The sequence below is a fragment of the uncultured Gimesia sp. genome, assembly GCF_963972345.1.
Classification (GTDB): domain Bacteria; phylum Planctomycetota; class Planctomycetia; order Planctomycetales; family Planctomycetaceae; genus Gimesia.
In genome coordinates, this window is the sequence record NZ_CAXAVM010000149.1 from 1 (window position 1) to 17,755 (window position 17,755).

2 protein-coding genes are annotated in these 17,755 nt (G+C 50.4%); both read left to right on the plus strand.

The window, feature by feature from the left end:
• Positions 1–156: 156 nt before the first annotated feature.
• Entirely contained in the window at positions 157–13,524 is a 13,368-nt protein-coding gene (locus AACZ40_RS20840; protein WP_339675707.1) for a LamG-like jellyroll fold domain-containing protein, read from the plus strand.
• 131 nt (positions 13,525–13,655) lie between these two features.
• Positions 13,656–17,755 (plus strand): protein kinase (locus AACZ40_RS20845; RefSeq protein ID WP_339675709.1); only part of this gene is annotated, 4,100 nt, incomplete at its 3' end.

A 17,755-nucleotide genomic window follows, 5' to 3' on the forward strand; every position in this document is an offset into this window, starting at 1 on the left:
GTGCTATTCCTCGGCGACATTCTGCCCACTGGTGGCATCAGTTTTAACGGCGGAACCGGTTCGAATACCATTGTCGCTCCCAATCAGGCTAATGACTGGGAAATCGACGGGACCAACTCCGGCAGCCTGCTCTCGGGAGCTGTTATCTTTTCTAATGTGGAAAACCTGACTGGAAATGACGCCGCGGACACCTTCGTCATGCTGGATGACGGGCAGATTGACGGCACGATTGCGGGAGGCTCAGGCGCAGACAGTATTGATTTTTCAGCAGTGACGGCGGCGGTGACAGTCAATCTCAATGACGGCAGCGCAACGGGAATCAATCTGGTGACCGGCATTGATAAATACATCGGCGATAATAGCCTCGACAAACTGACCGGCATCACGGCTGGTACCACTTACCAGATTGATGGTGTCAACCAGGGGAACGTTGCAGGGATTGCATTCGAAGCATTTAATCAACTGGTGGGAGCTGGTGGTGTCGATACATTCCAGTTCAGTGGTGCGGGTCAGATTACCGGCAGTATCGATGGCCTGGCAGGCAATGACATCCTCGACTATTCCGCTTCGTCGTTCGCATTGAATCTCATCCTGTCAGACACTGGTTCTACGGATGGGTTTTCCGGATCCGAATCAGCCACGTTGACCTCGTTTGACAATATCGATTCCATTACGGGAAGTTCCAATGCAGATTCTCTGACAGGCATTGATGCGACTGCTGCCTGGTCAATTGATGGCAGCAACCAATATACATCGACAAATAAACTCAGCTTCAGTGATTTTGAGAATCTTTCCGGAGGTACCCAGGTCGATACGTTCACGATCACGGGCACTCAGGCTCACAATCTGGCCGGGAATTCCGGGAACGATATCTTCGCTTTTGCCGACGCAGCAACCCTGGTCGGAACCATCGATGGCCAGGCAGGATCCGACCGACTTGATTACTCACTCTATACTTCATCTCTCGATGTTGCGTTGACGATTCTGGGAACGTTTGATGGTCATCAGGGAACGGAAGCTTCGATTTCAGGCGGCTTTGATAACATCAATCAGATCATCGCAGGATCAGGAACCGCAGACCAGTTAACGGGACGAAATGCGGCAGCTACCTGGTCAGTTGGATTCTCCAGTAATTATGGCAGCTCAAATTCATTAAACTTCTCCAGTTTTGAAGAGTTGCAGGGCGGCAGTGAGGCGGACCTGTTTAATATTACCGGCAGTCAGACCGTTAATATTCAGGCAGGTGATGGAAATGATACGCTGCAGTTCAGCAATAACGGCGCGACTCTCAACGGCACTTTTGACGGACAGGACGGGGCAGATCACCTTAACCTGACCAGTTACACCGTTGATCTGGATCTGACATTAGATGCGCTCGGAAGTACGGATGGTTTCGACGGTACAGAAACGAACAAATCCCTCACAATTGCAAATATCAATCAAATCACGGGGGGATCGGGAACCAATTCATTAACCGGTATCAACAGTGATGCCAACTGGTCACTGACAGGGACTAATTCCTATCAGAGCACCCATACGCTGGTATTCAGCAGCTTTACCAACCTGACTGGTGGAAGTGCCGCTGATACCTTTGATGTCACTCCTGATGCAGAAGCTTTTACCATCGCCGGCGGTGCTCCCTCCAGTAATCCTCTGGGCGATCAACTTAATATCGACACATCAACGGCTGGAACTGCCGTCGTATCCTCGAATGGGGACGGCTCAGGTTCGGTCACCGGTTCCTTCCCCACGGTTACTTACAGTGAAATTGAAAATTTTGCGATTTCCGGCGAAGTTGATATTCAACTGGATGGCAGTGCGAATGATGATCAGATTGCGATCCTCGTCTCAGGTTCCAATATTGAGTATTACAGTGGTGGAATACTGATTGGCACCAGTTCTCTGACTACGACGAACATTATTAACTTCGATGGAGGAGACGGCGATGACAGCCTGACGGTCGACACCGCTCTTGCTGCCGAGGATATTGTCGTCAACTACAATGGTCAGGGACAGAACTCAAGTAGTCCGGGGGATGTTTTAAATCTGGTGGGAACGTCCACGTCCGTCGAATACTTCTTTGCCAACAGCAGTTCCGGCAGTATTCAAATTGCTGGTTCGATGTCCGATTTCATCATCTACAGCGGGCTCGAACCCATTACATCTACTGTCAACACGACTAATGTCACTTTGAATTACAGTGGTGTTGCTGAAACAATTACCATCACCGATGCGGGTGGCGGCCAGACTACGGTTGATTCGACTGCAGGCGAGATTATCACCTTTGCCAACCCGACGGGAACGTTGACCATCAACACCGGTGCTGGCGACGATGTAATTGATCTCAATTCTTTAGCGGCAAGCTTCACTGCCCATCTCACAATCAATGGCGAGGGAGATGCCGACACGCTCAACTTGAGCAACAGTGTTTCACTGAATACAGGCAAGAGCCTGGAATTTAATGTGGAAGAAATTACTGTGGCCAACGGCATCACGCTGACTGCTTCTTCGATCGCATTCAATGCGATTTCAGTCGAACTGGATGGTGACCTGGTCTCTGCCAATGTCTCAGGTGATGCTGCGACTGTCAATGTACTGGGTTCCGCTGGCGGGGCTGACCTGCAGGATGCGGTTGACATTGCTGGTACCGGAGGGATTATCAACATTGCTGCCGGCAGTTACTTGACGAATGGGACACTCGAAGTAGATGAATCAGTCTCCCTGCTGGGAGCAGGTAAAGATGTGGTCGAAATTCGCAAGGCAGGAGCACCGACTGGAACGTTCGATGAGGCAATTGATATCACGGCAGACAATGTGACTATCTCGGGCGCTCAACTGGGCTGGGAAATTCACACTTCTGCCACTGATTACCGGGGCTATGTCGTATATACCGCAGCTGATTTTACGACCTTGAATAATCTGTTGTTTGGTGACAATTATCGTAGTGCGGTCGTTTTTGAAGGTGCCGATAATCTGGAAGTCTCTGACTCGATCTTTGAAGGGACCTACGGACGCGCTGCGATCAGAGACGGAAACAGTGGCAGTGGCGAAAACTTTCTGATAACCCGCAATGAATTCCGCGAAGATCATTTCCGCTGGGGGCCGATTTCGATTGGCCCACAGGGGACATTCGGCGATCCATTTAATAACGCCTTCAGTGGAGTCATCTCTTATAACTATTTTGGCAATGGACTGATTGCGGGTGACTTCCAGGAAGCCGGAGACCAGAACTACACACTGACCATCACCAATGGCGCCATGACAGCCGATGGCATTGATATCGTCCATAATACGTTTGACTGGCAGGATTCTGCAGTCACCAATGGTAACGGCATATATGCACAACCAGGTGGAATTTATTTCGACCCTGCCGTGTCTGTTGCTCTGAATACCGTCAACATCACTGACAATATATTTAACGGTTTCAGTTATGATGGCCCGCAGCCGACGACAGACCCTCTCTGGAATTCAACGGGCGGCGTTTTTGGCGGTGCACTCGAATTTGATGGCGTTGATGATTTCGGCCTGTTTCAGGATCCGAGCTTCGATGTGGGGCAATCAGGAACGCTCAGTTTCTGGGTCAATATGGATGACATCGGCAGACGCAATCAGTTTTTCGAGGGCCCCAATAACAGTGGCCTAGAGTTTCAGTATCGCACAAACGGGGGGGGCCAGTTTTACAGCCGGGTCCAGAATAATGGCGAATTCGTGATTGAAGATGGGGGAAGTGCCGGTGTAGCAGGTATCTGGACCAACATCCAATACACGTGGGATGCTGCATCCAGCACGATGCGTATTTATATCAACGGGGTCGAACAGAATTATATCAGCGGCTTCGATCAAAACATGTCCGGTTTTGACTTGGCCAACTTCACCGATACCGTCGATGGGTTGATGAATGTCGGCCGTGATCCGGGCGATGTCACCCGCTTCTTCGATGGTCTGATGGATGACGTCGCCTGGTTTAATGAAGCTTTGAATCAGGCGGATCTCGATACAATTCGCACCAGCGTTAATGGTGCAGCAGCACTCGCTGGTGACAGCCGCATGGTCGCGCACTGGGATTTCGATCAATCTTCAGGTAATGTCGCCATTGATAATGTCAGTGGGATCGAAATGCTGATTTCCACAGATGGGATTGTGCCTTTCGGTCCGGAATTCAGACCGGGGGAAGGTGTCTTTGGAAGCGGTGCCCTTGAGTTCGATGGCATTGATGATTTTGCCACCTTCCAGGATGCCAGCTTCGATGTCGGGTACCAGGGAACACTCAACTTCTGGGTGAAAATGGATGATGTCGGCCGACGGAATCAGTTTTTCGAAGGTCCCGACAATGTTGGTATGGAATTCCAGTACCGCACCAATGGTGGCGGCCAGTTCTATGGTCGGATGCAGGATGGATCCGATTTCACAATCCAGTCTGGTGGACAGGCCAGTGCAGCAGGCGTCTGGACCAATATTCAATATACGTGGGACGCCGATACCGGACAAATGCATATTTACATTGATGGAGTCGAGGATCCTTATCTATCTAGCTTTGACGAAAACCTTTCAGGGTTTGACAGTACGCATTTTACCGACACCATTAACGGATTGATGAATGTGGGACGCGATCCCGGAGATCCAGCGCGTTCATTTGATGGTCTGATGGATGATATCGGCTGGTTTAACGATGTGCTGGATCAGACTGATCGCGATGCGATTCGTAACAGCGGCGTTGCCACGCTTACCGGTGATTCTCGATTGGTGGCACACTGGAATCTGGATGATGCACCCGGGACTGCCATTGCTGCGGGAAACAGTGGTACCACGATTCAACTATACATTCAAGCGGAACCTCCCCTGCCACCGATTCAGGGTTTCGGCGTGATTGCCCCTCTGAATGCGAATGTCACTTACAATACGTTTAACGGGAATGACCTGGATTCCAATGTCACTCTGGATGCGACTAATACGTTCGGTGATCCTCTTTTTGCTTACGCGAACGATCCGAACTATGTTCCAACCGACTCTCTGGAAGAACAGTTTACAATCGGTTTTGGATCCGCAGCCGCATATGGCTCTTCGGAATTTGCTGCTGACTCAAATACAACCACACCTCATATCGGAGCGTACCAGAATCCACCAACACTTTACCCGGGCATCTATGGAACCGGTGATATTGTCATTTACGGTACCGGCCAGGACGATCTTCTCGAAGTTACTTTTACCAGTGAAACGGAAGCGACCTTCGTTTTAACCCGCGATGTCACGGGATTGGCCGATGTTCAAGATACAGTCGTGCTGACGGGCATTACATCCATTACGTTTTATGGCCTTGATGGCGACGATGTCTTTATCCTCAATCAGCCAGATAACGGGTTTGCAAATCCTTCAGGCGGCATCTTCTTTCATGGTGGTTCGCAGAACAATGACGGTAATTATCTGAATAACCTCAGCGGCGGAGATGCTCTGGTTCTCAATCATGCTGTTCCAGTTGAAGCAGATAATGTTGCCTACGTCTTCACACCTGATTCGGTTCCCGCGGAAGGGGAAGACGGAACCATCACAATTACAGATGCTGTAATCAGTGATCTGTCCACGACAATTACCTTTACCGGTCTGGAACCGATTCTTGATAACCTGATCATCGCTGACCGTGAATTTGACTTCACAGATGCTGATGAAGTGATTTCTCTCTCTGATAATGGAAATCCTTTAGACGCGCTTTCCTATATCGATTCTACTGAGAGTGAATCCGTTCTGTTTCAAAATGCGACCAACTCGATCACGATTCGTACCAATAGTGTCGGTGCATCTCCCGGCATGGATACAATACAGATAAGTACGCTCTACAGTTCTTTCACGACCCACCTGACCATTGAGGGAGACAGTGATGACAGTGTCACTTTCCAGGGACCAGACCCGATTTTGCTTGGGGATGTGCTCATCAATGCCGGGAACGTCGACATTCAGACTGAAGTGATCGCGACTACTGTGGAAATCAGTACGACAGGATCGACTGACAGCACTTTCACGGGCGGAACGATCACAACAACTGGCTCGCAGCTATACAATGATGCCGTAAATATTACAACCGACACAACCTTAACCAGTTCAGGTGGAGGTTCGATCGAATTTGTCTCAACAGTCGATGGCAGTATCAACCTGGTGATTAATACTACGGGCGATACGATCTTTGGGGGCGCCGTCGGAAATACTCTGTCTCTGGCAACATTAACTACCAACGCCGGTGGAGTAACCTACCTCAATGGTGGGATTGTAAATTCGACAGGCAGCCAGATTTATAATGATGATGTCATCCTCGGAGCAAACACCGTTCTAACGAGTACTACGAATGATGTCATCATCTTCAATCAGACTCTGAATGGCCCCTATGCACTCGAAATCAATACGGGCAGTGATACGACATTTAACGGAACTGTCGGCAATAGCAATGCCCTGGCCAGCCTGACGACGGATGCCAATGGTATCACGAATATCAACGGGGTCAGTATTGATACAATTGATGGAATGACATTTCATGATGAAGTCCTTCTGGGCGCTGACACCCGCCTGGAAAGCTCAGCCAGTGGTGATATCACGTTTGAATCATTACTGGACGGGGCCTTTAATCTCGAAATCAATACGGCCGGTAACACAAATTTTGAAGACAAAACAGGTGATACTGCCGCATTGGCCAGCCTGACAACGAATGCTGGTGGCATAACAAATATTAATGGCGGAGTTGTCACGACTACCGGTTCTCAAACCTATCACGACGATGTAATGCTCGGAGTCTCTACGATCTTCACGTCGAATTTAAACGGCGATATCACCTTTAACGCAACAGTGACAGGCGGTGCGGGCATTACCGTCGATATCAATTCGACCAATGACATCAATATCAACGGCGCGTTTACAACCAACGAATATATCTCTGCAACAGCCGACAATGATATTCTCATCACCGCTCTGGTCTCCAGTACCAATGGAACCCTGACGTTTCTGGCCGACAATGATATTCATCTGACATCTACCGGCAGTATTGTCGCCCAGTCCAGCAGCCTGATTACCCTGACCGCTGACAACGACAATTCGGGAGCAGGAGCCATTACGCTCGATTCAGGCAGTTCCATCGAATCACAAGGCGGACAGATTCTCATGTCTGCCTATGACGATGTTGCTTTGTCATCCATTAAGACGACAGGAGGTCTGGTTGACATTACCTCTACGAACGGTGGTATCACTGACAATGACAGCACGGCCGTCGATAATGTCACCGCCAGTCAGTTGATCATGAACTCGAATCTGAGCATCGGTCAGTTGGCTGATGCCGTCGATACCTCCGTTTCATTCCTGGAAGCGGATGCCGGGACTGGAGGATTCTTCCTTGACAATACCGGCAATCTGACGATTGGCGGAATCGGTACCCAGGTGGGACTCGATGCCGACGCCGATATGGTCGTCAACGTTACAGGCACACTGGATGTCACGGAAGACACACAGTCCGCAGCCGGTTCAGTCACTTTAAATGCCTCTGAAACTTTGACTGTCGATGTGGGAACCACCGTAGCCACGTTTGGTACGGGGGTATTATTACTGACATCAACACGTAATATCAAACTCAACAGTGGCAGCAATCTGAAGACGGAAAACGGGGGGATTACCCTGCAGGCCAATATGGCAGGCACAACCACCGGTGACTTTTCAGGTATCGAAGCCGATAATGCCAGCCTCACTTCAACTGGCTCCGGAAGTATCAGCCTTACCGGCTTCGGTGGTTTGGACGCCGGCACCAGCAATCACTACGGGGTGCATCTGCATTCGGGAACCACAGTCAGTTCAACAGACACCGGCGCCCAGGCAGGAACAATTTCGATCAATGGAACGGGGGGAACCGGCATTGATCAGAACACCGGCATTCTGTTCGAGAATGTGGGAACTACCGTGAAATCCACAGACGGAACCATACAGATCACTGGCAACGCCGGTTCTGGTGTCGGGTTCCTGCTGGTAGATCAGGCGGAGATTGTCTCCAGTGGTACGGGTATGACCGCTGCAGAAGTATTCATCAACGGCACAACTTCCGCTGACCAGGCTGGTGTCGAAATCAACAGCAACGTGCAGTCAACCGATGGTGCGATTACTGTCACCGGGATCTCAACCGGCGCGGGTGCTGCCTCGGAAGGTGTCTTGATTCAAACAATGTCAGGGCAGGTCGTTTCCACCAACGGAAAAATCACGATCGACGGGACATCCAATGGCGATGATGGCATTGAAATCTCTGACGATGCTGTTGTCTCAACTTCAGGAACGGGTGACATTGAACTTCTGGGAAATTCTACCGGAACTGGCAATAGCATTGATTTGGATGCGACAATCAAAAGTAATACCGGCCTGGTGACGTTGACGGCTGAAGACGATATTCTTTTTGGCAGTGTCGCCTTGATTGAATCCACGTCAGGTACCGTAACACTGACTGCCGATAATGCTGCCGGCAACAATGGAAATGTAATCTCTCTGACTGACGGATCTCTGATAGATGCCGGATCAGGTGACATCAACCTGACAGCAGACGGTAACGTGTTACTGGCCGGTTTACTCACAACAGGCTCCGTAGAAGTGGAATCGCTCTCAGCCTCGATTCTGGATAATGGTGATTCTAACACCGATATCACTGCCTCCATTGCCATTCTCAATGCGGAGACGGGCATTGGAACCGGCAATCCTCTGGAAACAGCCGTCAGCACACTTTCTGCAACGGTATCCGGGGCAGGTAGCTTGTTGATCGATAACAGTATCGCCGTTGAACTTCTGGACCTGTCTACCTTTGATGGTGAAATCATCATCAATACGACGGCCACCATCACCGCGACTTCTGTTGTATCAACGAATGATTCCGGTGAGGACAATAATGATATTACACTGACTGCAACCGGCAGCAGCAGCGATATACTCGTCACCACAATCACAGCGGTCGGAAATGCCGATGTAATTTTGATCGCCGATGATGGAATTCTCGACACCGACGGGGGGGATTTGAACCGGATCACTGCAGATGACCTGCAGTTAACATCCAGCAGTGCAGGACTCACTGCTGACGGGATTGAAGTCGACACCGATGTCAACAGTATTACTGCTGAGGTAAATACCAACGCGGGGGGAATTCACGTTGATGAAGTTGACAGCGTCACGCTGACTCAGCTCACAACATTTGACGGATTCATCACTGTCAATGCAGCGGGAACAGTTACGGCACTCAATGTCAACTCAATCAACAATTCCGCATCCGATACGAATAATGGAATCACGCTCACGGCAACGGGAGTTGACAGTGATATTCTGGTAACCACGTTAAATGCACAAAACACGGCTGACATCACGCTCAATTCCGACCGGGATGTGCTGGATTCAGATAGCACGGACAGCAATCTGACGACAGGCGATCTGTTAACAATTGTCGCGGGTCGCAATATTGGTGGCATTACCAATGTCTTCACGGAGGCAGACTTTGATCCACTGCAGACGACCGTCGATCGGATGGATCTCACCAGTGGTGATCTCATCACAATCCACAATCTGAATACCACTCCAGAACTGCTCAATCTGGATGCTGGTACTTTAACTGCCGGGACCACTTTTGTGAAAGTGACCGGCGGTGCCATTGATGTATCGACTACTACGGGTATCAGTAATACGCAGGATACGATTGCTTTCGTCTCAGATGTTTCCATTACGGTACCGACGGGCTTAGAGACTGGAAACCTGCGACTTGATGCACCGGATATCATTGATGCGGGTGGTGGTGACATTGATATCAATGCCGTCGATACGATTTTGTTCCAGTCTGAATCATCGGAAGCGCTCATAATCACCGCTCAGAAATTTGATGGGACCACAACCGGCAGCGAATTCAACATCAGCAATGACTCCCCTGCCCTGGAACTGATCGATGTGAATGCGGACTCTCTCGCCTTGCTTGGTGGGACTGACACGAACGTGTCTCTGACTTCAGCTGGCAGCATCACTATCTCGAATCTGGTGCAGACCCAGGGAACGGGAACACTGTTCCTCGAAACGACGAATACTGATGCAGACCTCATCCTGGATGCCAATATTCAAAGTGATACCGGCTCTGTCAACGTTGAGACAGCAAATGACATTCGCTTCAACGGTACAACAAACCTGACCAGCACCTCGGGCAGTATTGTTCTGACAGCCGATGCAGACGCCGGTGCGGGTGGTTTCTTCGGCGCAATCACCATGAATGATGGAACGTTTATCGATGCCGGAGACGGAACGGTCAGCCTGGATGCGACTGGTGATATTGAATTGAGCCAGATTACAACTTTCAATGCCACTGATTTCGCGATTCGTATTGAAACCGATTCCAGCCTCATCGATTCAGGTGACAGTACCGGCGAAGATCTGATCGCCAATGAATCCGGTGCCCGCGTCACCATTATCGCAACTCTGGGTGTAGGTAAAGTTGCAGATTCGAATCAGCATATTGAAATCAACGTCGACCAGATCAATATCGTCAACGCCACGGGCGGTGAAATCCAGATCATCGAAACCGATGCCCTGATCGTGCATGACATTCTTCAGACGACAGCCGGTGATATCCGAATCCTTTCCGGGGGCGATATCACTTTGGCCGGTTTTATCGAAACCGTTTCAAATGATGTGCTGATTGATTCTCAAGCAGCGATTATCGATCAGAATGACGGGCTGCCCGACCCGCTCAACATCCATGCGACCAGCCTCGATCTCAACGCTGTTACGGGAATCGGAACGGGAAACAGACTTGAGTTCAGCGTCGAGACATTCTCAGCAGACACGACCACCGGCGATGTCCTGCTGCATAACACGGCAGATACGTCCGCCACCGCAACCAGCCTTTCCACCGCAGCGGGAAATATCGAACTGGAACAGATCGGAAATGAGTCTCTGACAGTTTACTTCGCATCGACTCTTGACGGGAATATGATCATTTCCAATACCGGTGATACACAGACTGATCTGCTGACTCTGACCTCGCTGACAGCCGGAGGCCTCTCTCCGGAAATCACAATTTCCACCATCAATTCCGGAAACATTCTGCTGGGATCTGTCACTGGCCTCGAGGGAGTGATCAATATCACCTCCGCTGGTGAAATCAACGATGCGGTTGACGATCAGGGGACTCCGCTAATTGATATCGCTGCCGCGGGCGGATCAATTACTCTTCAGGCTGAAAATGGAATTGGTAACTCCGATCCGATCGAAATTTCGGGGAGAACGCTCTCGGTCGATACCACAACCGGTAACATTGATCTGAACAATACTTCTTCTTCTGAAACCGGCGACGTCAGCCTGACCCGACTGACGACAGGGAATGGAACCATCGATTTTCAGCAATCGGGGGGAAGACATACGTCATTCCAGGAAGTCTCAACAACTGATTCTGCGATAACAATCATCACTGACGGTTCGATCCTGTTTGAGAATCCGGGTGTCCTGACCAATGTTGTATCAACGAATGGATCAGGTACCATTGATATCACTGCCACTGGAATAAATTCTTCGATTCAAGTCAATGATGGTCTCCGCACAACCGGAGGAACCATTGATCTGACGGCACAAAAAAGTCTGAATTTCGGGATCGCCGGCGACATCAGTTCTGCCAATGGTCAGATTACATTACTCGCTGATTCTGCCAGTCTCGGCGCGGGCGGTGGTGGAATCAGTATGTCGAACGGAACAGTGTTTGATGCGGGAACCGGTCTCCTGGACTTACAGGCCGGCGATAATATTGCGGTCGGCCAGTTGATTACAACGACTTTCACTCGACTGACAAGCACAGACGGTGGCGTGACCGATTCCGGTGATACCGGGGGCCGGGACATCATCGCTAACCAGTTGGCAATCAGGACTGCAACAGGAGCCGGTTCAACCAACTCCCTGGAAACCGCCGTTTCACTGCTGGCCGCGGTGAATACCGATGCGGGGAGCATCCAGATCAACAACGATCTGGGAGGCGCATTATTAACCATTGGTACGGTTGACGGTGTGGCCGGGATCACAAACTCAGCGGATACTCCGGGTCATATTATCATTTCAAATGCGAGTCCGCTGACCGTGGATTCGCCTGTGATCAACAGCTCTGGTGGAAATATCGATCTGGAATCTACCGGCCCTGGTAACTTGACGCTGAATGCATCCGTGCGGGCATTCGGTGGTAACGGAAACATCAATGTCGAAGCTGGTAACGGAATCCTGGATATCAATGATACTGGCACCTCTTCCGATTACAGTGTGGCAGGCACCGGAATCTTTTCAGGTCATGGTACCAGTGGTGTCTCGATTGATTCGAGTACCACACTGAATTCGCAGACGGGGGCCATTGCCGGGCTGCCTCCCGACTTACGCAATATCCTGACTCCACAGATTCTGCCAACAGGTGTCGGAACTGTGACTGGTGACTTCGGGCGTTTTTCCGAACAGAATTTCTTCATCACCATCGACTGGGGTGATGGCACCGTTGAAACCTTCAACTTCGATAATCCCGGTTCATTTGAGTTCCAGCACACCTACGCCGGGAATCCGAATGCACAAAACCCGGCAGCGGATATCCCGATTCTGGTTACGATGCAGGGCGATCAACAGTTCACCTTCTCTGACGGAAACGGCAGTCTGGATTTCACTGTTGAATCTGGTTTGCTGCAAACACCCGGTGAAGGTCTGGCGACTGTCGCCATTGACACGACGCCCCAGGTACCGCTGTTGATCTTCCCGCAACAGGAAATGATTCTTGATTCAACATCGAATTTCCAGAGTATCTTCACAAACAAAGATACGCAGTTGATCGATTCGGCAATCAACGAAGCAAATAATAACGCAGAGCGGTTGGTGTTTTTGCGAATCCTGGCACCCAATGGCGATATTATTGAAGATGTACCACTCCAGGAATCGGATCTCGACAATCTGCCGAAACTGTTCAAAACACTGCCCGATGGGCGATATCAGATCTACCTGAAAGAAGCAGGAGAAGAACGGGTTCGTCTGCTGATGGATGTCGATATTCGAAATGGGAAAGCCAGTGATGTCACGGAGGAGCAATCTGCTCCGCCAACAGAACCGGGCCCGGGGAATGGTGCAGATCAGCAAAACACAAGCCATCTGAATACGGATGACCCGCTGTCAGAATCACTGCGACAGATTCAAGAGATGGTGACGGTCATCCTCGCAGATGCAGGAATCACCGATCTTCTCGATAACTGGTTCCCTTCGGAATCAACTTACCTTGAGGGCGCTGCCGAGTTTCCCCGGTTGGAACCGAGTGATAGCTTGCGTGAATTCCACAATTTGAATCAGCGGGCCGATCAGCAGCAGGCGTTCAGTGACGAGCAAGCCTGGAGCAGTGCCGCCCTGCTTTCAGGTTATTATCATGGAAAAACATTATTGAAAAAGCCGGCAACAACAGAACAGCGCGAAACGGCACTCGAGAAATATGGGAATCGCCTGCTGAATCGCCGTTACAATATATATCGTAATAATCCCTGATGTCAGCAGTTACTGATATCGTTCCAGTTATAAATAATTCAGGCTTCCGACCACAGTCATCATTCTCATTTATGAAAAGAGAGCAACGTTACGATCGTCGTCGACCGTAACGCTAAATTGCGGGTAACATTATGAATGACAATCCAGATCGAAAAGAAGAAAACGAAGATTCGTCTGATGAACTGAATCCGCAAAACGGCCAGACTCAATCCGATTCGGAATTTGATTCGAACGACCGTAGCAGCGAAATAGATCAGACCATCATTTCTGATCAATGGGATTCCGAAACAATCAGCGGTGATTCATTTGACACGGCGGATTCGGAAGAACTGTTCCAGACCAGTGATGACTCAGGTTCCGATCAGGATACCTTCGAGGATCTGCCTGCGAATGATCAGACGATCGGCGCGAGCATCCCCGACGATGATATCTATGCCACCGTGGTCGATCCGAATTCCGTCGACCCTGACCAGACCATGGAGTCTGATGAAGATGGTCAGTGGGCGGGTATGCAGACGATTAACGAAAACCCCGAAGAACAAGCAGAAGACCGAAATGACCAGACTTTGATTCTGGATGAACCCGTGGAGAATTCAGATATCGGAGCCACATATGTCGAAGATGGTAACTCGCGATCCGATATCGACGCCACCCTGGTTTCGGATGATGTCCCTCCCGAGTTGATGGCGACCATGAATTCTGCCTGGGGGGATGACATGGCCACAATGGCTGATCGCCCCGATATGACGATCAAGGCGCCTGATCTGCCTGGTGACCTGATAACCAATCAGACATCGCTGGTAATCAAGAAACGTGAATTCAGTGACACCACAAAATCTGAATTCAATGATAATGCAGAATACGAACTGCTGGAGATTCTTGGCCAGGGGGGAATGGGGGTCGTCTATACGGCACGGCAGACTTCCATCGACAGACAGGTCGCTGTCAAAATGCTGAAAAGCAAGACAGCCAAAAGTAGTGAGCAGCGGCATAAATTCCTCGCGGAAGCAGTCGTCACGGGTGAACTCGACCACCCGAATATTGTTCCCATTTATGATGTAGGCAGCAACAATACCGGTGCGCTGTTCTACTCAATGAAAAAAGTGGAAGGCCGCCCCTGGCTCAAAACGGTTCGCAAAAACACACTGGCTGAAAACCTTAATATTCTGATGAAAGTTGCCGATGCGGTCGCGTTTGCTCATTCGCGCAGCGTAGTGCATCGTGACCTGAAACCGGAAAACGTCATGCTGGGTGAGTTCGGTGAAGTTCTGGTCATGGACTGGGGACTGGCACAATCCACATCTGGATTCCGCAAATCAAGCAGCATTATCACTACCTCCAGCATGGGGGGCACCCCTGCTTACATGGCGCCGGAAATGGCCACCGGACCTGTAGATAAGATTTCACCACTTTCAGATATCTATCTGCTGGGTGCGATTCTGTACGAAATTCTCACGGGACGTCCGCCGCATACCGGCAAGACTGCCATGAAATGTCTGATGGCGGCTGCCAAGAATAAAATTGTTCCCACCGAGAAAAAAGGCGAGCTCATAGATATCGCCATGAAAGCGATGGCACTTCGCCCGCAGGATCGATACCCCAGCGTGCAGGCCTTCCAGCAGGCGATTCTGGCTTACCAGTCGCATTCAGAGAGTATCTCACTGGCAACACGTGCTGAATCTGATTTGAACAAGGCCATTGAGACAGAAAACTATGAACTGTTTTCGCGGGCCCTGTTCGGGTACCAGGAAGCGCTTTCGCTCTGGCCGGAAAACAGCACAGCTCGTACCGGGGCAGAAAAAGCAACACTCAGCTATGCCGGTCTGGCGTATGGGAAAGGTGACTATGACCTGGGGCTCTCCCTGTTGAATTCAGAAGACCCTGCCCACCAGGAACTGATCGAAAATATTCGTGCCGCCCAGGCTGAACGCGATGCCCGCCAACAGCGTCTCCGCGCTGCGAAACGCGTTTTTGTCGGCATGCTGGCGACCGTGATGTTTGTTGTCACCGGAGCCTTCTTCTGGATTCGCGCAGAAGCCAATCGTGCACTGGCGGCGGAGAAAGTCGCAGAGACAGAACGCGACACAGCCGTGCAGGAACGAAAAAAAGCCGTTGAAGCACAAGCCCTTGAAAAAGTGGCGCGAGAAAAAGCAATTGCAGCACGTGATGAAGCGATTGAAGCACAACGCAAAGAAGCGATTGCTCTGCAGGAAGCAAAAGAATCCGAAAAGGAAGCGATTTCTCAAAAAGAAAAAGCGGAAATCGAAGAGAAAAAGGCTGTTGTAGCCAAAAAGCAGGAGGAATACGAAGCCTATATCGCCCGCATCGGTCTGGCAGCGGCGAAAATAGATGAGAATGCATTCGAGAGCGCGGTAGAATTGCTCAACGATTGTCCCCCCAGTTTGCGCAACTGGGAATGGGGGCGTTTGATGCATCTCTGTTCGCAGAGCAGTCGGACTTTCGATGCACAGGCACCGATCGATGCGCTTGCGATCTCTCAAGATGGTTCCAAGTTTGTCACCGGTGGCAAAGATGGTGTGGCCCGCCTCTGGGATCGCACTACCGGAAGAATTCTGGCTACTTTCGATCACCAGAAACATCCGGTACTTGCCGTCGCCATCAGTCCTGATGGAAAAACTTTGGCGACAGGCAGTGAAGACCCCCAGGGATTTATCAAACTCTGGAACCTCGATTCACATGCCCCCATTCCGACCACGTTCAAAAATGCTTCCGGGAAAACCCCTTTTGACCAGGGGCATACCGAAGGTGTGTTAAGCATTTCGTTTTCCAAAGACGGGAAACGGCTTCTCACCAGTTCTTATGATAAAACAGCCCGCCTCTGGGATGTGAAATCAGGCGATCAGTTAAACCGCTACTGGGGACACAACTGGTGGGTCTGGGATGCAAATTTCTCAACGGATGAAAAGCGAATTGTGACAGCCAGTCAGGATGGAACCGCGATTATCTGGAATACAGAAACAGCAGAAAAAGGGGCTCCCTTCACCGGTCATCAGGGACCCATCTATTCCGCAGACTTCTCTCCTGATGCAGATAGTACACGCGTTGTGACCAGCGGTTATGATCGACGCGTTCTTCTGTGGCGTCCGGAAGACATTGTTCCCTTTGATTTCTCGAAACTCGTCTCCGGCAAAGAAAGTGAGCCCCCGGCTTACGTCGCTTTTGAAGGTCACCAGGAAAGCGTCCAGTCTGCAGAATTTACGGCTGATGGAAAGATGCTCATCTCTGCCAGCCATGACAACACAGTCAAACTCTGGGATATCGAAACGAATAAAGCACTGAAAACATTTCGCGGGCACGACAGCTGGGTTCAGGCCGCCATGATTCTGAATGACGGCAAGTGGATCCTGTCGGCGAGCCACGATGCACAGCTGAAATTATGGAACATTGCCAATTATGCAGAAATCCGTACTCTCAAGGGGCGGGTCCTAGCACAGCACGTAGATGCCATTCTTGATGTCTCGTTCTCGAGTGATGGAAAACAGCTGGTCACAGCCAGTCGTGATAAAACGGCGATTTCCTGGGATGTCTCTACCGGAAAACCCAATAAAGAATTTACAGAAGGACACGCATTCCTGGCTTCCAGCGCGGTCTTCCTGCCTGATGGCAAGCGACTTGCCACTGCCGCCGTTGACAATTCGGTACGCATCTGGGATATCCAGACAGGAACCGAACACAAACGATTTGAACACACCGGTCGCAGCGCTGCCATTGATGTCTCGTTTGATTCAAAACTGCTCGTGACAGGCAGTGATGAAAAAACCGTTCGCATCTGGGACATCACGACGGGAGAACTGCTCAAAGAACTTGCCGGTCATCATTCGGAAGTAAGTGCTGTTGCCATCTCACCCGACAAAAAATACTGTGCCAGTGGCGATGCGCGTGGACACTGCATGCTCTGGGACAGGGAAACTGGAAAATTATTACATAAACTGACCGGGCATACACGACGCATCACGGCAATTGCATTCTTACCGGATGGGAAAACAGTACTTTCTGCCAGTGGAGATAACACGGTAGGCAGCTGGGATGTAGCCTCCGGTAAAGAAAATCAGGATCAGATACTGAAACACCCCGATGCCATTCTTTCAATGGCTGTTTTTGATCAGGGGAAACAGGCTGCAACCAGCTGCGCTGATGGACTGGTACGAATCTGGGACCTGGGAACCTCTAAAGTCACACGCACGATTGAGCCAGTAAATGGTTTAATCAA